We start from the raw sequence: 19,633 nt of genomic DNA, 5'->3' as shown, positions 1-19,633 counted from the left end.
AAAACGGACACTCCCCCCGGCGCACCCCCGCGGGGGAACGCGCTCTTAGACTGTGGCCCGGCCCCACGCTGTGCCGCGCGGGGCCGGAAAAAGGACTTATTCGCCCCCGTAGACACGGGGCTTCAGAATGCCGATGTAGGGCAGGTTGCGGTACTTCTCATCGTAGTCCAGTCCGTAACCCACCACGAACTCGTCGGGAATGGTGAAGCCGGAGTACTGCACCGCCACGGGCTTGGTGCGCCGCTCGGGCTTATCCAGCAGGGTGCACAGGCGGATGGAGGCGGGATGACGGGCCTCCAGCAGCTTGAGGAGGTAGGACAGGGTGTTGCCGCTGTCCAGGATGTCCTCCACCACGATGACGTCCTTGCCCTCGATCTGCTCGGACAGGTCCTTGACGATCTTGACCTGGCCGGAGCTGGTGGTGCCGCTGCCGTAGGAGGAAACCGCCATAAAGTCCACCGTGCAGGGCAGGGTGATGCGGCGGACCAGATCCGCCATGAAGACGAAGGAGCCCCGCAGCACGCTGACCAGCAGGGGCTGCTTACCGGCGTAATCCCGGTCGATTTGGGCGGCGATCTCCGCCACCCGGGCCTGAAGCTGTTCTTCCGTAAAGAGCACGCGATCAATATCTTGTTCCAGCATATTTAGCATCCTTTCTCTCTATACCGTTTTGTGAGGTGTGGAGGGGAGATAAAATGAAATTTCATACGCCGCTTCGCCCGGCTGGGCCAGACGGGTGACCTCGGGGCCAAAGCCCGCAAGGGCCACTACCCCGCCCTCGTCGGCCAGGACGGGGAGGCGGTCCCGGTCCCGCCGGGGGAATTTATGGTCGATGAGCAGCTTTTTGATGGTTTTTGTGTCCCGGCCGGGGAGGCGGATCTCGTCTCCGGTCTGGCGGGGACGGAGTACCGGCGTCCCCTGGAATGCGGCGACGTAATATACGCCGGGCGGGCTCTGGGCCGGACAGACCGTCCGGCGGCACCGGCAGGCCCACAGGGCCCCCGCCGGACAGGTCTCTCCCTCCAGCGTCAGAGGCGCGGGGGTCAGGGCCTGGGGGGGCTGACGGGTGGTGAACAAAAGCTCCCGGTAGACCCGCTGGGCCATTTTCCCGCCGGGCAGAAAGACCACCGCGGAGGGGTCCTCTCCCCGGGCCAGCTCCACCACCGCGCTGAGGTGGGCGGCGGTACAGTCGTCGCTCCCATCCCCCAGCATGCCGAGGAGCCACCGCACCGCGCGGGGGGCGATGGCATCGGGGGCCTGGGCAATGTGGCGTGCCTCGATGACCAGATCATCCTCCGCCCAGCGGGCATTCTGGGCCACCTGGGCGGCCTGGGCCGTGAGAAAGTCATGGTCTGCCCGGAGGGAGCGCAGAGTCTGTCCCATGCGCTGGGAGAACTGGGGGTTAATCTGGTGCAGGAGAGGGAGGACCTCATGGCGGATGCGGTTGCGGGTAAAGGTGATATCCTGGTTGGAGCTGTCCTCCACATAGGGGAGGTTCTCCTGGCGCAGGTATTCCACAATTTCAGCCCGCCCTGTGGACAACAGGGGACGAATCAGGGAGCCCCGCCGGGGCGCCATCCCGGACAGGCCCTGAAGCCCAGCACCCCGGATGAGGTGGAGCAGGGCGGTCTCCACATTGTCATCGGCGTTGTGGGCCGTGGCAATGAGCGAGCAGTCCAGGGTACGGGCAGTCTCCTCCAGGAAGGCATAGCGCATTTCCCGGGCGGTTTCCTCCAGCCCGGCGCGGCGGCGGCGGGCCTCTTCGGCCACATCGCCCCGCCCCAGGGTGAGGGGAATCTGCCACTCCCGGCAGAGGTTTTCCACAAAAGAGGCGTCCCGTGTGGACTCTTCGCCCCGGAGCTGGTGGTCATAGTGGGCGGCAAAGAGGGAGAAGCCCACCTCCTCCGCCTGCCGTCGGAGCAGGTGGAGCAGGCACACGGAGTCGGCGCCGCCCGATACGGCGCACAGAATGCGTCCCCCCGGGGGGAGCATGGCGTATTCGCGGGTAAGGGCGGCAAAGCCGCCGGGCAGTTGAGAAGCTGTCATAGGGTCTAATACTCCTGATGCCGCCGGTCGATGGAGGAGAAGGTGGTATACTCGGGAAGCCACTGGAGCTCCACCGTCTTGGTCTCACCGTGGCGGTTCTTGGCGATGATACACTCGGCCAGATTGTGGTTTTCGCTGTCCTCGTTATAGTAGTCGTCCCGGTAGAGGAACATGACGATGTCGGCGTCCTGCTCGATGGCGCCCGACTCACGCAGGTCGGAGAGCATGGGGCGCTTGTCGGAGCGGCTCTCCGGTCCGCGGGAGAGCTGGGAGAGGCAAACCACCGGCACATTGAGCTCCTTGGCCATGATCTTCAGGGCACGGGAGATGTCGGAGACGATCTGCTGGCGGTTGTCGCCCGAGCGGGTGGAGCCGCCGGCGGAGGTCATAAGCTGGAGATAGTCTATGACCACCAGACCCAGATTATCCACCCGGCGGCACTTGGCGTTCATGTCGGCCACGCTGAGGGAGGGGTTGTCGTCGATGAGGATTTGGGTCTTGTTGAGGGCGGCGGAGGCCGCGGCAATGCGGCTCCAGTCCTCCTCACCCAGGCGGCCGGTGACCAGCTTCTTGTTGTCCACAAAGGACTCGCCCGAAATGAGGCGCATGGCCAGCTGCTCCCGGCTCATTTCCAGGGAGAAAAAGACCACGGTCTTACCGGAGAACTTGCCCGCGTGGAGGAGCATGTTCAGCGCGAAGGAGGTCTTGCCCATGCCGGGACGGGCGGCCAGCAGGATGAGGTCGGACTTGTTCAGGCCGGAGATGGCCATATCTACATCGGGCAGGCCGGTGGAGAGGCCGGGGACCGCCGAGTCGTTGGCGGCCAGCTCGGCCAGGCGCTCATAGACGTTCAGGATGACGCTGGAGATGTGCTCCAGCCCCTGGGCGGAGCGGCCCTGCCGGATGGCATAGATGCGCTGCTCCGCGGCCTCCAGCACCTCCTGGGCGGTGCCGGTCCCCTCCTGCACCATGGCGGTGAGGGCGCCCGCCGTCTCCGCGATGCGCCGCAGGAGGGATTTGTCCTTGACGATGGAGACATACTCCCGGACGTTGGCCGCCGTGGGCGTGATCTCCATGAGCTGGAGGATATAATTGCGGGAGGTGTTCTCGTCGTAGACGCCGTTCTGCTTCATGTGATCCAGTACGGTGACCGGATCGATGGTCAGAGAGAAATTGAACATGGAGTAGATGGTCTCATAGATCTCCCGGTTCTGCCGGAGATAGAAGTCCTCGCTCTTGAGGGACTCGATCACCTCAGGCACGCAGCGGGCATCAATGAGCATGGAGCCCAGCACAGACTGCTCGGCCTCCACCGAGTGGGGCATCTGCCGGACCAGAAGGGTCTCATCCATGTGCGTCACCTCCTCTGGAATGAAACCGCTGGAATCAGGCCTCGGTCACCATGACCTTCAGGGTGCCCACCACTTCATAGCCCAGCTTGCACTTGAGGTCGTAGCCGCCGAAGGCCTTGATGGGCTCGTCCTGGACGATCTTGGCCTTGGGGATGGAGATGCCGAACTGCTCGCTGAGGGCGTCGGAGATCTCCTTGGAGGTCACCGCGCCGAAGAGGCGGCCGCCGTTGCCGGCCTTGGCCTTGATCTGGACGGTAATCTCCTTGAGGCGCTGGGCAGTGGCCTCGGCCTCGGCCTTCTCAGCGGCCTCCTGGGCGCGCTTGGCCTTCTCCTGCTGCTTCATGGTGTTGATGTTCTCGGCGGTGGCGGGCACAGCCAGCTTTTTGGGAAGGAGGAAGTTGCGGGCGTAGCCGTCACTGGCCTCGATCATCTGGCCCTTCTTGCCCTGGCCCTTCACATCCTGCTGCAAAATCACTTTCATGGATATCGTTCCTTTCTATTCAATCGTGGGAATCAAGCATTAAAATGGGTTCCGCGCGGGGGAAAATCCCCGTATCAGACTTCCTCCTCAAAATACTGATCGATGGCGGTGAGGAGTTTGCGGGTCATATCGTCGATCTCGCCGGGGATCTGACCGCCGGCGGCGCTGGCATTTCCGCCGCCCCCCAGCTTTTCCAGAATGAGCTGCACATTGGTATCCCCCATGGAGCGGCCCGAGATGATGACCCGGTCGCCGTCCGGGAAGAGGACAAAGGAGGCGTCAATGCCCGAGATGTTGAGCAGCTCATCGGCGGCCTGGGCCGCGGTGACCCGGCCCACCGTGTGGTCTACCACTGCCACGGCGATGCCGTCCCGGTAGAGGCGGGCGTTGCGGATGATGTCATACCGGGCAATGGTGCCCTCCAGATCGTTCTGGAAGAGCTTGCGGACGTCGCCGGTGTCGGCGCCGGCCCGGCGGAGGAAGGAGGCCGCCTCAAAGGTGCGGCTGCCGGTACGCATGGTGAACTGTTTGGTGTCCAGCACGATGCCGGAGAGAAGTGCCTCCGCCTCGGTGCGCAGCAGGTCGGCCGGCTCCAGCAGGTACTGCAGAAGTTCGGTGACCAGCTCACTGGCCGAAGAGGCATAGGGCTCGTGGAAGTTGAGGGCCGCATCGGCGATATAGGTGGCGGCCCGGCGGTGGTGGTCGATGACCGCCACCTTGTTGCAGGAGAGGAGCAGATCCTCCGAGAGGGTCTGTTCCGGGCGGTTGGTGTCCACCACCACCAGAAGGGAGCGGGAATCGGCCTTGATCATCGCATCCTGCGGGGAGAGGAAGACGTCCTTATACTCCGGCAGGGCGGAGAGACGGGCCACCATGTCGCTGGCCGGGTTGGGGTTGGGGTCTTTGATAAAATAGACGGGCGTGCCCTTCTTGCGGGCAATGGCACACACGCCGGCCGCGGCGCCGATGCAGTCGAAGTCGGGGAACTTGTGTCCCATGACAAAGACGTGGGAGGCGTCGGCGATCAGCTCGCCCAGCGCGCTGGACATGACCCGGCTCTTGACCTTGGTACGCCGCTCCAGCTCCTTGGCGTGGCCGCCGAAAAATTCGAAGTTGAACTTGTTCTTGATGACCACCTGGTCGCCGCCCCGGGAGAGGGCCATTTCCACCGAGAGGGCGGCGTACTGGAAGAGCTCCTGGAAGGTATCGGCGTCCCGGCCGATGCCGATGGAGAGGGTGGCCGGCATGCCCTTGGGGTTGAGCACGCCCCGCACCGCCTCCAGTACCGCGAATTTTCCCTCCCGCAGGGGGGCGAGGAACCGCTCCTCAAAGAGGAAGAGATACCGGTCCCGGTCATACTTGCACAGCAGACCGCCGGTGGGCTTGCACCAGGCGCTGATATGCTCGTCGATGGCGTTGACCACCGAGGACTTCTCATTGTCGCTGATGCCCTTCATCAGCTCCTCATAGTTGTCCACCGTGAGGATGGCGCACACCGGACGGGAGCCGTAAAATTCTTCCCGCACGGCGGAGTAGTCACTCACATCCACCCAGTAGGTGGTGGCCAGGAAGCTGTGGGCCCCCTTTTCGTCGGTGCGCACCAGATGGCCGAAGACCAGGAAGCGGCGGTCGGCCAACTCCACCTCCATGGGACATTCCGTCTTTCCCTCCATCAGCCAGCGGGAGGAAAAACCGGGCACCACCGAGGAGAGCTTGGTGTCAAAGAGATGTTCCCGCTCACCGGTGAGCTGAAGAAAGCGGTCGTTGGACCAGATCACCTCATCACTCTCCGGGCGGAAAATGACCATGGGGAGGGGGGCGTTGATCATGGTGTCCTTGGTGGCCACATCGATGTTGCAGGTGATGTTGTCGATATACTTGAGGATCTCCTTCTGCCGCTGGGCATTGCTCCGGCGGAAATAGACGTAGAGCAGGATGATCACAACGCCCTCTGCGCCGCCCAGCCAGGGGCTGAGGAAGGCGGAGGCGATGGCAAACAGCACCAGACAGACAAAATAGAGCTGAAAACCGGGCTCCAGTAACCGGGACAGCTTCTTTTTCCGCATAGAAAAACGCCCTTTCCGCCGCACGTGCGGCCAGTTTCAAAGGAGATTGCATACCCCGGAGGGGGCGGCGGGACATGGTCCTGCCGGACAGAAAGCCACAAGCCTTGAACGCGCCGGCGTTCAAGGCCCGATGAATCAATCGCTTTTTTCAAAGAAATGATACCATATTCGGGGACTCTTTTGGGCGGATACGGCCCATTCGCTTGATCGCCGTCCGGGTCCGGCAGGCCGGCTGCCGGAAAAAGAAACGGCTTTGCGGCTATTATAACATAAGTCAAATGGCGGGAAAAGCCTATTTTCTGTCAATCTTTCTCTTGCAGGGTGAAGATGAGACTGCTATAATGCTAATAATTCAGATAATTAAATCGCTAAATTGTCAGCCGCCCCCGGGGATCTTGCCGCGAGGACGGAAGGCCAGTCCAAAAAAAGGCAGGAGGTTATCCATATGAACGAATTCCCCATTGAGCGCGCCAAGCAGCTGAAACCCAAGCCCGACCCCAAGACGCTGGTTTTCGGGCACAATTTTACGGACTATATGTTCCTGATGAACTATGACGCCGGGCAGGGCTGGCATGACGGCCGGATCGTGCCCTATGGTCCTCTCCAGCTGGACCCCTCCACCATGGTGTTCCACTATGCCCAGGAGGTCTTTGAGGGCATGAAGGCCTACCGCCGGCCTGACGGCGGCGTGCAGCTCTTCCGTCCCATGGACAATGTGCGCCGGCTCAACGACTCCTGTGAGCGTCTGTGCATCCCCGCCCTGCCGGAGGACGTGGCGCTGGACGCCATCAAGGCGCTGGTAAAGGTGGAGGAAGACTGGGTTCCCAGCGAGCCGGGCACCTCCCTGTATATCCGTCCCTTTATTATTGCCACCGACGCCAGCCTGGGTGTCCACGCCAGCCACAGCTACCTCTTCTGCGTGATCTGCTGCCCGGTGGGTGCCTACTACAAGGAGGGCATCAACCCGGTGCGCATCTATGTGGAGAACGAGGATGTGCGGGCTGTCCGGGGCGGCACCGGCTATACAAAGTGCGGCGGAAACTACGCCGCCTCCATCCGCGCCGGCGAGCGGGCCGAGGGACAGGGCTATGCCCAGGTGCTCTGGCTGGACGGTGTGGAGCGCAAGTACATCGAGGAAGTGGGTTCCATGAACGTCATGTTCAAGGTGGACGGCAAGGTCATCACCCCCAAGCTCACCGGCTCCGTGCTGCCCGGCATCACCCGCCGCTCCTGCCTGGAGCTGATGCGTCACTGGGGCATGGATGTGGAGGAGCGGCTCATCACCGCCCAGGAGCTCTTTGACGCGGCCAAGGCCGGTAAGCTGGAGGAGGCCTGGGGTACCGGTACGGCCGCCGTGGTCTCCCCGGTGGGCGAGATGGGCTGGAATGACGAGCACGCCGTCATCAACGGCGGCGCCATCGGTGCCCTGACCCAGAAGCTCTACGATACCCTCACCGGCATCCAGTGGGGTACGCTGGAAGATCCCTATGGCTGGACGGTTCGCGTCTGATGTGATATAATCGTAAAACTGCACGGAGGGGACGGACCCGCGGCGGGCCCGCCCCCTCTGTTTTTGCTGCCCGGACTTCCGGGCAGTCTTTGCGTTGTGGAGGACGCATGACCGTGCAGGACTTAGAGAGATAGAGAGATAAAGAGAGGAACGACACACAATGGAGATCACACTGGATGGAAGCCGCTTTGACTATCGCACCTGCTATCAGGAGGAGCCCGGCCTGCGGGAGAGCTTTAACGCCCTGGCAGGCAAGGTGTTCGGACTGGATTTTGAGCCCTGGCACCGGGCCGGCTACTGGACTGACCGCTACCGGCCCAACTCCCTGGTCTACGAGGGTCGGGTGGTGGCCAACGTATCGGTGAGTCCCATGGACCTGCGGTGCATGGGCAAGGAGCTGCACTACCTTCAGATCGGTACCGTCATGTGTGACCCGGAATTCCGGGGCCGGGGCCTGATCCATTTTCTCATGGCCCGGGTGCTCACCGACTGGGCGGGGAAATGCCATGGCATCTATCTCTTTGCCAACCGGGACACCCAGGAGTTCTACCCCCGCTTTGGCTTTGAGAAGGTGCGGGAGTTCCGCCACACCGCCCAGGTCCAGGCCCTGCCCGGACGGAGCCAGGTGTGCCGGCTTATCCCGGAGCTCTCCCAGGACAAGTCCCTGATCCTCTCCCACTATCAGAAGGGCAATCCCCACGCCCTGCTCAGCTGGGAGCACAACCCGGGTCTGCTCTTCTTCCACTGCGGCGGTGTGATGCGGGAGCACATCTACTATGTGGGCAGCCACGACACCGTGGCGGTGGTGGAGTACGATGGGGAGACCATGTACTGCCACGATCTCTTCGGCGGCAGCGGCCGTGATCTGGGGGAGATCCTCTCCGCCCTGGCCCGGCCCGAGACCGAGAAGGCGGTGCTGGGCTTTACCCCCCGGGCCGGAGCATCCTGCTCAGTCCGCCCTCTGATGGACCGGGACAGCACCCTCTTCATGCTGGGGAACGGGAAGGAGCTGCTCAAGCGCTATTCCTGCCGCTTCCCTCTGCTCTCTCACACCTGATCCAGCCGGATGAAACGAAAGGCGGTCCGGAGGACAGTCGTCCTCCGGGCCGCCGGTTTTGTGTTCGGGCTTCAGTCCATGAGCAGGTGAAGCAGAGGTTCAAACTGCACCCCGTCCAGAATGGGCGTGCCCAGTTCCAGAGTGGCCGCGGCGCAGGTCTGGACAAAGGAGACGGCCCGCTCCATACTCTGGGGGAGAGGGGCGCCTTTGAGCAGGCTTCCCAGCAGCACGCTGGCAAAGAGGTCGCCGGTGCCGGGGAAATGGGCGGGTTCCTGCCGGGTTTGGGAGAAGGAGACGCGGCCGGTCTCCCGGTCCCAGCAGCCCGCCCCCACCTCACCGTTGGAGAGACTCACCCCCGTGATGACTACCGAGCGCCGCCCGCCCAGAGAGAGCCGCTCCAGCCAGGCGGCCATCCCGGCTTCGCCGGAGGGGACAGCCTCATAGGGCTCCTCCAGAAGCAGGGCCGCCTCAGTCAGATTGGGCGTGATGATGTCAGCCTGCTCGGCCAGGGCCCCCATCCGCTGGCACAGGGCGGGGGTATAGGTGCTGTACGGCTTGCCGTGATCTCCCATGACCGGGTCCACCAGTACCAGAGTATTGGGACGGCGGAAGCGGGCGATAAAAGCCCGGAGCACGTCGATCTGGCGTTCCGAGCCTAGGAACCCGCTGTAAATGGCCTCAAAGGAGGCCCCCAGCTGAGCCCAGTGGTCACTGCACCGGGTCATCTCGTCGGTCAGGTCGAGAAAGACGGCGCGGTCCGAGGAGGGATAGGCGGTATGGGCGGAGAGATAGGCGGTGAGCAGGGTCTCACACCGGTTTCCCATGGCGGCAAGTACCGGCAGGGCGATGGTGGCCGAGCACCGGCCAAATCCCGACAGATCCTGGATCACAGCCACTTCGGGCGCGCGCTTCATAGCGGTCACTCCTTACAGATGGGATATCAATACGCGCGGATGCGGATAAACTTCTGGATGTATTCCCATTATAGCTGGATCTTTGTAAATTTTCAATTGACAAATGGAGAAAAGCATGATAATATATACAAGAATGACCGATGCGCGGGTATGGTGGAATTGGCAGACACGCCAGATTTAGGTTCTGGTGGGCGACCGTGCAGGTTCAAGTCCTGTTACCCGCACCAGAGAGGTTCTGGTTGCAGGGCCTTTCATTTGCCTCTGTAGCTCAGTTGGTAGAGCAGGGGACTGAAAATCCCCGTGTCGCTGGTTCGATTCCGGCCGGAGGCACCAGGTCGGAGCAAGCGAAAGCTTGCTCCGACTTTTTTGTTTTGTCCGCCTTGGTCATGTGCCGCCGGGGCGGCCACTCTTGACAAACGAGCGGGAAATATGCTACCCTTTCAGCAGCGCGGAGGGTATGACATTCTCTGGAAATGTTATGCTGGATAAGGCTACAGACTGAGACGTCTGTTCCTTATCCAGCTTTTTTATTGCAAAGGAGCGGGAAGCCATGAGAAAGACAAGAGATCTGACGGAAGGAAGAGTGCTCACATCCCTGATTCGCTTTGCCATGCCGGTCTTTGCGGCGCTGTTTTTGCAGTCGCTGTACGGTGGAGTGGACCTGCTGGTGGTGGGACAGTTTTCCCATACGGCGGATGTGTCAGGCGTCTCCACCGGCAGTGTGCTGATGCAGACGGTGGCCATGGTGGTCACCGGGCTGACCATGGGAATCACCATCTTTGTGGGCCAGAAGATCGGAGAGGGGCGGCGCGAGGAGGCGGGCCGGGCCATCGGAACGGGTATTCTGCTCTTTACGGCGCTGGGAATTCTCCTTACGGGACTTCTGGTCGGTGGGGCCGGAACACTGGCCCGTCTGCTCCACGCGCCCGAGGAGGCCTATGAGCAGACCTGTGCCTACATCCGCATCTGCGGCATGGGGGGCGTTTTTATTGTGCTTTACAACCTGCTGGGGGCGGTCTTTCGGGGGATCGGAGATTCCAAGACCCCTCTGGTGACCGTGTGCATCGCCTGCGTGTGCAACATCCTGGGAGATCTCTTCTTTGTGGCAGTGCTCCACATGGGGGCACGGGGGGCCGCGCTGGCCACGGTGCTCTCCCAGGCCATCAGCGTGGTGCTGTCGCTGGTCCTGGTGCGGGGGCGGCCCCTTCCGTTCCAGTTTCGGCCCAGCTATCTGCGCCTGGACGGGTTTTATCTGCGCCGGGAGCTGGCACTGGGTGCTCCCATCGCCCTTCAGGAGTTCCTGGTGGGGATCTCCTTCATCGTCATTCAGACGGTGGTCAACGCCATCGATGTAACGGCCTCGGCAGGGGTGGGCGTGGCGGAAAAGGTGTGCGGGTTCATTATGCTGGTGCCCTCCTCCTATGCCCAGTCCATGTCGGCCTTTGTGGCGCAGAACATGGGGGCGGGAAAGGCGGCCCGTGCCCGGGCTGCCCTGGGGTATGGCATCGCCACGGCCCTGGGCGTGGCGGTGGTCATCGCGTCCTTTGCCTTTTTCCGGGGAGATCTGCTGGCGGGGATCTTCTCCCGGGACCCGGAGGTTATCGCCCAGGCCCACGATTATCTGAGGGCCTACGCCATTGACACCCTGCTCACCTCGATCCTCTTTTGCTGCGTGGGGTACTTCAACGGCTGTGGACACACCTTCTTTGTGATGGTGCAGGGAATCGTGGGGGCCGTGCTGGTGCGCATCCCGGTGGTCTATCTGGTGAGTATGCGCCCCCACCCCACGCTGTTTCAGATCGGTCTGGCCACTCCGTGCGCCACGGTGGTACAGATCACCCTCTGTCTGCTCTTCCTGCTATGGCACCGGAAGAGCAGAAGTGCCCGGGAGCTGCCCGTATAAAAACCGGCCGTCCGGCGGGAAACTCCCGCCGGACGGCCGGTCTCATTAGGAAGGAAAATCAGATGTAAAAGAGCAGATCCCGATAGGTGGGGAAGGGCCAGAAATCGTGGCTGACCATGCCCTCCAGCCGGTCGGCCACGGCACGGGCCGCCTCCATAGCGGGCAGGACGGCTTGAGCGCAGTATTCCGCCCGGGGTGCGGCTCCGCTGGGCAGGGCAGTGAGGGAGGACTCCAGCTCGGCGGCACGCTGGAAGAGGAGTCCGGTCTCCTCGGTGAGGGAGCGGACCAATGCGCTCTCCTCCGGGGCGGGGATGCCGATGGACTGCTTGACGGCCACACCCTCGGCCACCTGCTTGGAATAGGCCATACAGGCGGGGAGGATCTGCTGGCGGAGCAGATCCAGGGCGGTGCGGGCCTCGATGAGGATGGTCTTGCTGTAATCCTCCTGGATGATCTCCTGGCGGGAGCGGATCTCCTCCAGGGTGTAGATGCCCATGGCGGCAAAGAGGGCCACGTTCTTGGGATCGTCGTAGCGCTCCAGGGCCTCGGGGGTGGTGCGCAGGTTGAGCAGGCCCCGGCGCTGGGCCTCGATGGGCCAATCCGTCCCGTAGCCGTTTCCGTTGAAGAGGATCCGGCGGTGGGCGGCCAGCTCCCGCCGGATGAGGGCAGAGAGGGCAGTGTCAAAGACAGGGGCGTCCTCCAGCTCGTCGGCAAACTCCCGCAGGACCATGGCAACGGCGGTGTTGAGCATCACGTTGGTGCAGGCGATGTTGAAAGAGGAGCCGGGCATACGGAACTCAAACTTATTGCCGGTGAAGGCGAAGGGAGAGGTGCGGTTCCGGTCCGAGTTGTCCAGAGGGATGGGGGGAAGGGCGGTGACGCCGATGTCCATGGCGGCATCCACAGCCTTGTCGTGGGCTCCGCCCGAGACCAGGGCATCCACCACCTGCTCCAGCTCGTCGCCCACATAGACCGAGACGATGGCGGGCGGGGCCTCATTGGCGCCCAGGCGGTGGTCGTTGCCCGCGCTGGCCACCGAGATGCGCAGCAGATCCTGATAGTCGTCCACCGCCTTGATGACGGCGGTGAGGAAGAGCAGGAACTGGGCGTTGTCCATGGGGGTCTTGCCCGGGTCCAGCAGGTTCTCCCCGGTGTCGGTGGAGAGGGACCAGTTGTTGTGCTTGCCCGAGCCGTTGACCCCCTCAAAGGGCTTTTCATGGAGGAGACAGACAAAGCCGTGCTTGTTGGCCACCTTCTTCATGATCTCCATGGAGAGCTGGTTCTGGTCGGTGGCCAGGTTGGCGGTGGTAAAGAGGGGAGCCATCTCATGCTGGCAGGGCGCCACCTCGTTGTGCTCGGTCTTGGAGCAGATGCCCAGCTTCCACAGCTCCTCATCCAGCTCCGCCATAAAGGCCTTGACCCGGGGACGGATCGAGCCGTAGTAGTGATCCTCCATCTCCTGGCCCTTGGGGGCGGGCGCACCGAAGAGGGTCCGGCCCGTGAGGATCAGATCGGCCCGCTTGCCGTAGTCCTCTTTGTTGATGAGGAAATACTCCTGCTCGGCGCCCACGGTGGAGGTCACCCGGCGTACATCCTTGCCAAAGAGACGGAGCACCCGGATGGCCTCCCGGCTCACCGCGTCCATGGAGCGGAGCAGGGGAGTCTTTTTGTCCAGGATCTCCCCGTGGTAGGAGCAGAAGGCGGTGGGGATGCACAGGGTATCATCCTTGATAAAGGCGTAAGAGGTGGGGTCCCAGGCGGTATAGCCCCGGGCTTCAAAGGTGGCCCGCAGCCCGCCGGAGGGGAAGGAGGAGGCGTCCGACTCGCCCTTGATGAGCTCCTTGCCTGAGAAATCCATGATGACCGATCCGTCCCCACAGGGGGAGAGGAAGGCGTCGTGCTTTTCGGCGGTGATGCCCGTCATGGGCTGGAACCAGTGTGTGAAGTGGGTGGCGCCCTTGCCCACCGCCCAGTCCTTCATGGCGGCGGCCACCACATCGGCCACGGCGGGGTCCAGGGCCGTGCCCTCGTTGATGGTGCGCCGGAGGGCGCGGTAGATATCCTTGGGGAGCCGCTCCCGCATGACAGAGTCGTTAAAAACCATGCTGCCAAAGAGTTCAGGGACCTTACTCATCAAAACATTCCTCCATGGAGTCCCCCGGCAGAGGGGACCGATAAAAAAAGACACTGCGGCCAGGGCCGCAGCGTCCTTGCTGCATGAAAGTCATTATAAGCCGTGGGCGGGGGGCTGTCAAGCATCTGAGGGCGGAATCCGGCGCAGCGGGGCGGAAATTGTGAGAGAATGCAAAAAAGTGCCCCTTTTTGCCGAGAAAAACGGATGAAAAACCAACAAGTCAATGTAGGGAAAAGAGGGCCCGAACCGAAACGCCCTGGGCCGAGAGGGCGCAGAGATATTCCACACTTCCGAAGAGCAGGCAGATGAGAACAGCCCAAATGCCCTCCACACCGCTGCGGCACAGGAAACGGAAGAGCAGATTGACGCACAGGCCCATAAGGAGGGCGGACAGCGCGGGGGCCGTACACCACTGGAAGAGCCGGGGCCGCATATGGGCATACCGCCCCACCTGATACCAGTTGAGGAGCAGACCCAGGGCGGAGCTGGCCACAAAGCCCGCCACATAGCCCTTGAGTCCCACACCAGGCAGGCCCATCAGGAAAAAGGTGCAGCCCAGCTGCACCCCGCCGCAGAGGATGGCGTTCCAGGCGGCGGCACGCTGTTTTCCCACGCCGTTGAGCACGCCGGAGAGGATGGACTGATAGCAGGACAGCAGGACACCCAGTGAGAGGGGGAGGATAAAATCCCCCGCGCTCTCCTCCCGGAAGAGGAAACGCCCGATGGTCGGTCCCAGGACTACCAGAAAGGCCATGGCGGGCATGATGAGGACCGATGTGGCCAGCATGGCCTTGTGGACCCGGTCCCGGATCCGATCCAGACGACCCAGGGCGGCGCTGCGGGCCAGACGGGGGACCAGAACCAGCCCCATGGCGCCGATAAAGGCGGTGGGCATGACTAGCATGGGGATCGTCATGCCGCACAGCACACCAAACGAACTCATGGCATGGGACACATCGGAGCCGGAGGCCACCAGACGCTGGGGGATGAGTACCGCGTTGGCCGAGCCCATGATATTCCCCAAAAGGGCGGTAAAGCCGATGGGAACGGCAATGGCGCGGATCCGGCGGCTCAGCCCGGGGTCGGCGGGGGTCCGAGGCAGACCAGCCGCCCGTTTTCGGTACAGAATGACCAGCGTAACGGAGGAAAAGAGCTCACAGATCACCATGCCGGTCACGATAAGTCCCACGGTGCGCTCCGGCGTCTGAGGGAGAAAGAGGGCCAGAAGGCCCAGGACTGCCCCGGTGCGGATGAACTGTTCACACAGCTCCACTGCCGCAGGCGGACGGATATTTCCCGTGCCGTAAAAATAGTGTTTGTGGAGATTTTCAATCCCCGTAAGAAAGAGACAGGGGAGTAAAAGAAGGAGGCCCAGCTGGGTCCTGGCGTCTCCCAGCAGATAGACCGAAATGGGGTCATAGAACAGCACTGTTACCCCGGCCACCAGGGCAAAGAGGATCAGAAAGGCGGTCAGGCAGCGCCGCAGTACCGCCCCCATGGCACCCTCGTTTCCCCGTGCGGCATACTCGGCTGAGAGGTTGGACACGGCTACGGTCAGACCAACGGCGGTGATGGAGAGGACCACGGAATAGACCGGCAGGATGAGTTGATAGAGTCCCATAATCTCGGCCCCCACCAGCCGGGAGAGAAAAATGCGGTAGATAAATCCCAGCACCTGGGCCACCAGACTGGTGCCGGTGAGCAGTAAGGTGCCGTATAACATGGATGAACGGCTCACTTTCAAGGACAGCCCCCCTTTTTCTTCGCTGTTCTACCATATGTGGTCCAGTGCCTGGACATGAGGAGAATTCCCCTTTGACAAGGGGCGAAAAGGTGAGTATCATTATATTTAATACAGTGAAGCGGGAAAGCGCCCGCCGGAAGGAGTTACCCATGATCGCCACCGTTATCAATGTCGTTCTGATTTTATTGGGCAGTTTGCTGGGGCTTGTGTGCAAGGACCATATCAAACCCCGTTTTGCCGCCACACTGACCAGTGCACTGGGGCTGTGTGTGATGGGGATCGGTGTCTCCAGTATGATTGGCACGCAGGATACCCTGTGTGTGATCGTCTGCATGGTCGTGGGGACGCTGTTGGGGGAGGCACTGCGTATCGAAGACCGCCTGGAGGGAATCGGCATACTGGTGCGGGGACGCCTGCTCCGGGGCGGCGGCAACAGCCGCTTTGTAGAGGGATTTGTCAATGCCACAGTCCTGTTCTGCGTGGGAGCCATGGCCATCAACGGAAGCCTGGAGGCGGGCCTCAACCACAACTATTCCATCCTGATTTCCAAGAGTGTCATCGACGGGGTGACCGCCATCACCTTTGCCTCGGCCATGGGCGTGGGTGTGGCCTTCTGTGTGGTGCCCCTCTTCCTCTACCAGGGGGGACTGACGCTGCTGGCTCAGTTTGTAGGCCCCTATCTGCCGCAGGACGTGGTGGTGGAGATGAGCGCAGTAGGGGGGACCATCATCGTGGGCATCGCCCTGAACATGCTGGGACTGCCCCGGGAAAAGATCCGGGTGGGCAATATGCTGCCGGCCATGTTTCTGCCCATGGCCTATCTGCCCCTCTCCCGGTGGCTGACCGCCCTGATGTGAGCATCCTTTCCGCAAAGCACTTCGGATTCCGAAGTGCTTTTTATTTGGAATCTAATCAATGTTAATAAAATAACAAAAGGCGCAAAGACCGCGAAATCGTCAATTTTTTCACTAAGTATTTGTAAAATACCAACAATAAAATGAATGAAAAAAGAAAGTGTGTAGATAAAAAATACGATTTTTTTCAAAAACCCTCTTGCGTATGAGCCAAAAAAGAGCTATACTAAGCGAGGATCGAGAAAACGGAACAGCCAAGAAACCACCTGTAAAGTTGTGCAACTGCGGATAGAAAACCTGCTGTTGCAATTTTTTAGGAGGTTATATGTTAAAAAAATAACAAGCTGCCGGACGGTCCAACAACACTTTACAAGAAACAGGAGGTAGAACGAGTGGCATTTGTGAAGTTTGAGCAACAGGGACACGTTGGAATCATCACCATCGACCGGCCCGATGCGCTCAATGCCCTCAACAGTCAGGTCCTCTCTGATCTGGACGCCGTTCTGGAAAGAGTGGAGGCTGAGGATGAGATCTATGTGGTCATCCTCACCGGTGCGGGCCGCTCCTTTGTGGCGGGGGCCGACATCGGGGAAATGAAGGGCTTTACCTCCAGTGACGGAAAGAAATTCGGCGTCCGCGGAGGAAATGTGTTCCTCAAGCTGGAGAATCTGTCCAAGCCTGTGATCGCCGCGGTCAACGGCTTTGCGCTGGGCGGCGGATGCGAGCTGGCCATGGCCTGTGACATCCGCCTGGCCAGTGAGAAGGCCAAGTTCGGTCAGCCCGAGGTGGGCCTGGGGATTACACCCGGCTTCGGCGGGACGCAGCGTCTGCCCCGTATCGTGGGGGTCTCCAAGGCCATGGAGCTCATTCTGACCGCCCGGGTCATCGGTGCGGCCGAGGCCAAGGAGATCGGCCTGGTGTCTGCGGTCTGTCCGCCAGAAGAGCTGATGGAGCGCGCCATGGAACTGGCCCAGGCGATCTGTGCTAATGCACAGATTGCAGTGCGGGAGTCCAAGCGCTGCATCCGGATGGGAATGCAGACCGATATCCACACCGCCGCGGCCTTCGAGGCGGAGGCCTTCGGCGTCACCTGCGGCACGGCCGACAAGGATGAGGGCATGGGCGCCTTTTTGGAGAAGCGGAAGGAAAAGCATTTCCTCAACCGCTGATCTGGACCGTTTTTAAAAATGATTAAGCAAACTGAGGCACGCAGAGCAAGATCCAATACACAGCATGTCACCAACCATGAGCAGGAACATTCCGTACCACCGCGAAAGAACGCGCGGGCGGACCGAACGGGTCCGCAGGGTACTTTAGCATTTGGGATCAACTGAATTTTGGGAGGACTATGTTTATGAAAAAGATCGTTATCATCGGCGGCGGCACCATGGGCCTGGGCATCGGCCAGGTTTTTGCGACCAAGGGTATCGATACCGTGATCCGCTCCACCAGCGAGCAGAGCGCCGAGAAGCATAAGAACAGCCTCATTAAAAGCCTGGATAAGCGCATTGCCAAGGGCAAGCTGGACGAGGCCGGCAAGGAGGCCCTGCTCTCCAAGCTGACCTTTACGACCGACATCAACGCTGCGGCTGACGCCGATCTGGTTGTGGAGTCCGCCGTGGAGGAGCTCTCCCTGAAGAAGGAGCTCTTCGCTCAGCTGGATGCCATCTGCAAGCCCGAGGCCATCCTGGCCACCAACACCTCCTCCATCTCCATCACCGACATTGCCTCCGCCACCAAGCGGGCCGACAAGGTGATCGGTATGCACTTCTTTAACCCCGCCCCCGTGATGAAGCTCATTGAGGTCATCCGCGGCGTGAACACCTCCGACGAGACGTTCAAGGCGATCTTTGACCTCTCCAAGGACGTGGGCAAGGACCCTGTGGAAGTAGACGAGGCCCCCGGTTTTGTCGTCAACCGCCTGCTCATCCCCATGATCAACGAGGGTATCAATGTGGTCGAGAGCGGCATCGCCTCTGTGGAGGACGTGGACAAGGCCATGAAACTGGGCGCCAATCATCCCATGGGTCCCCTGGAGCTGGGCGACTTCATCGGCCTGGACGTGTGTCTGGCCATCATGGATGTTCTCTATAAGGAGACCAACGATCCCCGTTACCGCGCTTCCCTGCTGCTGCGCAAGATGGTCCGCGGCGGCCGTCTGGGCCGTAAGACCGGCATCGGTTTCTACGACTACAGCAAGAAGTAATTCCAGTATTCGGATAGCCGGGGACGGAGATCGTCCCCGGCTCCCAGCCGTATATGTGTATTTTTATCTAGAAGGAGCAAAGCAATATGGATTTTCATCTGTCCAAAGAGCATGAGATGCTTCGGAAAATGTACCGTGAGTTCGCCCAGAATGAGGTGAAGCCCCTGGCCGAGGAGATCGACGAGGAGGAGCGCTTCCCTGAGGAGACCGTCAAGAAGATGGCCAAGCTGGGCATGATGGGCATCTATTTCCCCAAGGAGTACGGCGGCGCCGGCGCCGATGTGCTGGCTTATTCCATGGCGGTGGAGGAGCTGGCCAAGGTGTGCGGCACCACCGCTGTCGTTGTGTCCGCCCACACCTCCCTGTGCTGCGCCCCCATCTTTGAGAACGGCACCGAGGAGCAGAAGAAGAAGTACCTGCCCAAGCTCTGCTCCGGCGAGTGGATCGGCGCCTTTGGCCTGACCGAGCCCAACGCCGGTACCGATGCTTCCGGACAGCAGACCACCGCGGTGCTGGAGGGAGATCACTATGTGCTCAACGGCTCCAAGATCTTCATCACCAACGCCGGCTTTGCCAATGTGTTCATCGTCTTTGCCATGACCGATCCCAAGGCGGGCAACCACGGCATCTCCGCCTTCATCGTGGAGCGGGACTTCCCCGGATTCTCTATCGGTAAGCACGAGAAGAAGATGGGTATCCGCGGCTCCTCCACCTGTGAGCTGATCATGGAGGACTGCATCGTGCCCAAGGAGAACCTGCTGGGCAAGGAAGGCAAGGGTTTCAAGATCGCCATGAAGACGCTGGACGGCGGCCGTATCGGCATCGCCTCTCAGGCTCTGGGCCTGGGCGAGGGCGCCGTGGAGGAGGCCATCAACTACACCAAGGAGCGCGTGCAGTTTGGCCGCCGCCTGTCTCAGTTCCAGAACACCCAGTTCCAGCTGGCCGATATGCACACCCGCATGCAGGCCGCCCAGTTCCTGGTGTACTCCGCTGCGATGAAGAAGCAGAATGGCGAGCCCTACTCCATGGACGCCGCCATGGCCAAGCTTTTCGCCGCTGAGGCCGCCAGTGATGTGACCCGCCGCGCCGTTCAGCTCTTTGGCGGTTATGGCTACACCCGTGAGTACCCCGTGGAGCGCATGATGCGCGATGCCAAGATCACCGAGATCTACGAGGGTACCAGCGAGGTTCAGCGCATGGTCATTTCCAGCCATCTGGGCGTGAAGTAAGGAACGGAGGATATTGACATGAAAGCAATCGTATGTGTGAAGCAGGTGCCGGATACCTCCGGTAAGGTTGCGGTGAAGGCGGACGGCACCATGGACCGTGCGTCCATGGCGACCATCACCAACCCCGATGATATGAA

Annotated in this window: 15 protein-coding genes, 2 tRNA genes and 1 pseudogene; 10 read left to right on the top strand and 8 right to left on the bottom strand. The window is 61.3% G+C overall.

Going from position 1 to position 19,633, the window contains the following annotated elements; all coding sequences use genetic code 11:
• Nucleotides 1-96: 96 nt before the first annotated feature.
• The 5 genes from hpt to H8S34_RS11125 all read right to left on the bottom strand — a co-directional run bounded on the left by hpt (nucleotide 97) and on the right by H8S34_RS11125 (nucleotide 5,945).
• The gene (hpt, locus tag H8S34_RS11145) at nucleotides 97-642 is read right to left on the bottom strand and encodes a hypoxanthine phosphoribosyltransferase (protein ID WP_180956676.1); all 546 of its coding nucleotides are present in this window, start codon (nucleotides 640-642) and stop codon (nucleotides 97-99) included.
• A gap of 18 nt (nucleotides 643-660) precedes the next feature.
• Nucleotides 661-2,046 (bottom strand): tRNA lysidine(34) synthetase TilS, encoded by a 1,386-nt coding sequence (tilS, locus tag H8S34_RS11140; protein WP_186964011.1) that lies wholly within the window; start codon nucleotides 2,044-2,046, stop codon nucleotides 661-663.
• A 5-nt stretch (nucleotides 2,047-2,051) separates the two neighbouring features.
• Nucleotides 2,052-3,398 (bottom strand): replicative DNA helicase, encoded by a 1,347-nt coding sequence (gene dnaB / locus H8S34_RS11135; RefSeq protein WP_101690998.1) that lies wholly within the window; start codon nucleotides 3,396-3,398, stop codon nucleotides 2,052-2,054.
• 34 nt (nucleotides 3,399-3,432) lie between these two features.
• The gene (gene rplI / locus H8S34_RS11130) at nucleotides 3,433-3,879 is read right to left on the bottom strand and encodes a 50S ribosomal protein L9 (RefSeq protein WP_101690999.1); all 447 of its coding nucleotides are present in this window, start codon (nucleotides 3,877-3,879) and stop codon (nucleotides 3,433-3,435) included.
• 74 nt (nucleotides 3,880-3,953) lie between these two features.
• Nucleotides 3,954-5,945 (bottom strand): DHH family phosphoesterase, encoded by a 1,992-nt coding sequence (locus H8S34_RS11125; protein WP_186964010.1) that lies wholly within the window; start codon nucleotides 5,943-5,945, stop codon nucleotides 3,954-3,956.
• Between the two features lie 445 nt (nucleotides 5,946-6,390).
• Between H8S34_RS11125 and H8S34_RS11120 the strand changes: the two genes are divergently transcribed.
• Both H8S34_RS11120 and H8S34_RS11115 read left to right on the top strand, forming a co-directional pair.
• Nucleotides 6,391-7,455, top strand: a complete 1,065-nt coding sequence (locus tag H8S34_RS11120) for a branched-chain amino acid aminotransferase (RefSeq protein WP_101691001.1) — start codon at nucleotides 6,391-6,393, stop codon at nucleotides 7,453-7,455.
• A 160-nt stretch (nucleotides 7,456-7,615) separates the two neighbouring features.
• Nucleotides 7,616-8,512 carry a GNAT family N-acetyltransferase gene (locus tag H8S34_RS11115; RefSeq protein WP_101691002.1) on the top strand — a complete coding sequence of 299 codons (897 nt, stop codon included), beginning with the start codon at nucleotides 7,616-7,618 and terminating at the stop codon, nucleotides 8,510-8,512.
• Between the two features lie 71 nt (nucleotides 8,513-8,583).
• Here the strand turns inward: H8S34_RS11115 and H8S34_RS11110 are convergent, their stop codons facing one another.
• Nucleotides 8,584-9,426 (bottom strand): pyridoxamine kinase, encoded by an 843-nt coding sequence (locus H8S34_RS11110; RefSeq protein WP_101691003.1) that lies wholly within the window; start codon nucleotides 9,424-9,426, stop codon nucleotides 8,584-8,586.
• Between the two features lie 144 nt (nucleotides 9,427-9,570).
• On the opposite strand from H8S34_RS11110, the gene H8S34_RS11105 reads away from it, so the two are divergent.
• The 3 genes from H8S34_RS11105 to H8S34_RS11095 all read left to right on the top strand — a co-directional run bounded on the left by H8S34_RS11105 (nucleotide 9,571) and on the right by H8S34_RS11095 (nucleotide 11,329).
• Nucleotides 9,571-9,653, top strand: a tRNA-Leu gene (locus H8S34_RS11105).
• Nucleotides 9,654-9,683: 30 nt separating this feature from the next.
• Nucleotides 9,684-9,759, top strand: a tRNA-Phe gene (locus tag H8S34_RS11100).
• 217 nt (nucleotides 9,760-9,976) lie between these two features.
• The gene (locus H8S34_RS11095; protein ID WP_186964009.1) at nucleotides 9,977-11,329 is read left to right on the top strand and encodes an MATE family efflux transporter; all 1,353 of its coding nucleotides are present in this window, start codon (nucleotides 9,977-9,979) and stop codon (nucleotides 11,327-11,329) included.
• A 58-nt stretch (nucleotides 11,330-11,387) separates the two neighbouring features.
• Here H8S34_RS11095 and H8S34_RS11090 read toward each other — a convergent pair whose 3' ends face one another.
• Complete coding sequence (locus tag H8S34_RS11090) at nucleotides 11,388-13,463, bottom strand: glutamine synthetase III family protein (protein WP_101691004.1); 2,076 nt, start codon at nucleotides 13,461-13,463, stop codon at nucleotides 11,388-11,390.
• A 220-nt stretch (nucleotides 13,464-13,683) separates the two neighbouring features.
• Nucleotides 13,684-15,186 carry a putative polysaccharide biosynthesis protein gene (locus tag H8S34_RS11085; RefSeq protein ID WP_186964078.1) on the bottom strand — a complete coding sequence of 501 codons (1,503 nt, stop codon included), beginning with the start codon at nucleotides 15,184-15,186 and terminating at the stop codon, nucleotides 13,684-13,686.
• A gap of 170 nt (nucleotides 15,187-15,356) precedes the next feature.
• Between H8S34_RS11085 and H8S34_RS11080 the strand changes: the two genes are divergently transcribed.
• From H8S34_RS11080 to H8S34_RS15160, 5 genes and pseudogenes are all read left to right on the top strand, one after another.
• Complete coding sequence (locus H8S34_RS11080; protein WP_186964008.1) at nucleotides 15,357-16,064, top strand: DUF554 domain-containing protein; 708 nt, start codon at nucleotides 15,357-15,359, stop codon at nucleotides 16,062-16,064.
• Nucleotides 16,065-16,453: 389 nt separating this feature from the next.
• Nucleotides 16,454-17,230 (top strand): enoyl-CoA hydratase-related protein, encoded by a 777-nt coding sequence (locus H8S34_RS11075; RefSeq protein ID WP_186964007.1) that lies wholly within the window; start codon nucleotides 16,454-16,456, stop codon nucleotides 17,228-17,230.
• A 185-nt stretch (nucleotides 17,231-17,415) separates the two neighbouring features.
• Nucleotides 17,416-18,267 carry a 3-hydroxybutyryl-CoA dehydrogenase gene (locus tag H8S34_RS11070; RefSeq protein ID WP_101691008.1) on the top strand — a complete coding sequence of 284 codons (852 nt, stop codon included), beginning with the start codon at nucleotides 17,416-17,418 and terminating at the stop codon, nucleotides 18,265-18,267.
• 86 nt (nucleotides 18,268-18,353) lie between these two features.
• Nucleotides 18,354-19,496 carry an acyl-CoA dehydrogenase gene (locus tag H8S34_RS11065; protein WP_101691009.1) on the top strand — a complete coding sequence of 381 codons (1,143 nt, stop codon included), beginning with the start codon at nucleotides 18,354-18,356 and terminating at the stop codon, nucleotides 19,494-19,496.
• Nucleotides 19,497-19,514: 18 nt separating this feature from the next.
• Nucleotides 19,515-19,633 (top strand): annotated as a pseudogene (locus H8S34_RS15160) (electron transfer flavoprotein subunit beta); the annotation flags it as partial.

Origin of the sequence: Pseudoflavonifractor hominis, from assembly GCF_014288125.1 — a bacterium.
GTDB lineage: Bacteria > Bacillota > Clostridia > Oscillospirales > Oscillospiraceae > Pseudoflavonifractor_A > Pseudoflavonifractor_A gallinarum.
This window is presented reverse-complemented; position numbering and strand designations above follow the sequence as displayed.

Excerpts from the sequence above, each read along its gene's own strand:
- H8S34_RS11095 (WP_186964009.1), top strand. The coding sequence starts at position 9,977 with ATGAGAAAGACAAGAGATCTGACGGAAGGAAGAGTGCTCACATCCCTG.
- H8S34_RS11110 (WP_101691003.1), bottom strand. The coding sequence starts at position 9,426 with ATGAAGCGCGCGCCCGAAGTGGCTGTGATCCAGGATCTGTCGGGATTT.
- H8S34_RS11065 (WP_101691009.1), top strand. The coding sequence starts at position 18,354 with ATGGATTTTCATCTGTCCAAAGAGCATGAGATGCTTCGGAAAATGTAC.
- hpt (WP_180956676.1), bottom strand. The coding sequence starts at position 642 with ATGCTGGAACAAGATATTGATCGCGTGCTCTTTACGGAAGAACAGCTT.
- H8S34_RS11085 (WP_186964078.1), bottom strand. The coding sequence starts at position 15,186 with ATGTTATACGGCACCTTACTGCTCACCGGCACCAGTCTGGTGGCCCAG.
- H8S34_RS11115 (WP_101691002.1), top strand. The coding sequence starts at position 7,616 with ATGGAGATCACACTGGATGGAAGCCGCTTTGACTATCGCACCTGCTAT.
- H8S34_RS11120 (WP_101691001.1), top strand. The coding sequence starts at position 6,391 with ATGAACGAATTCCCCATTGAGCGCGCCAAGCAGCTGAAACCCAAGCCC.
- tilS (WP_186964011.1), bottom strand. The coding sequence starts at position 2,046 with ATGACAGCTTCTCAACTGCCCGGCGGCTTTGCCGCCCTTACCCGCGAA.
- H8S34_RS11125 (WP_186964010.1), bottom strand. The coding sequence starts at position 5,945 with ATGCGGAAAAAGAAGCTGTCCCGGTTACTGGAGCCCGGTTTTCAGCTC.
- rplI (WP_101690999.1), bottom strand. The coding sequence starts at position 3,879 with ATGAAAGTGATTTTGCAGCAGGATGTGAAGGGCCAGGGCAAGAAGGGC.
- dnaB (WP_101690998.1), bottom strand. The coding sequence starts at position 3,398 with ATGGATGAGACCCTTCTGGTCCGGCAGATGCCCCACTCGGTGGAGGCC.
- H8S34_RS11080 (WP_186964008.1), top strand. The coding sequence starts at position 15,357 with ATGATCGCCACCGTTATCAATGTCGTTCTGATTTTATTGGGCAGTTTG.
- H8S34_RS11090 (WP_101691004.1), bottom strand. The coding sequence starts at position 13,463 with ATGAGTAAGGTCCCTGAACTCTTTGGCAGCATGGTTTTTAACGACTCT.
- H8S34_RS11070 (WP_101691008.1), top strand. The coding sequence starts at position 17,416 with ATGAAAAAGATCGTTATCATCGGCGGCGGCACCATGGGCCTGGGCATC.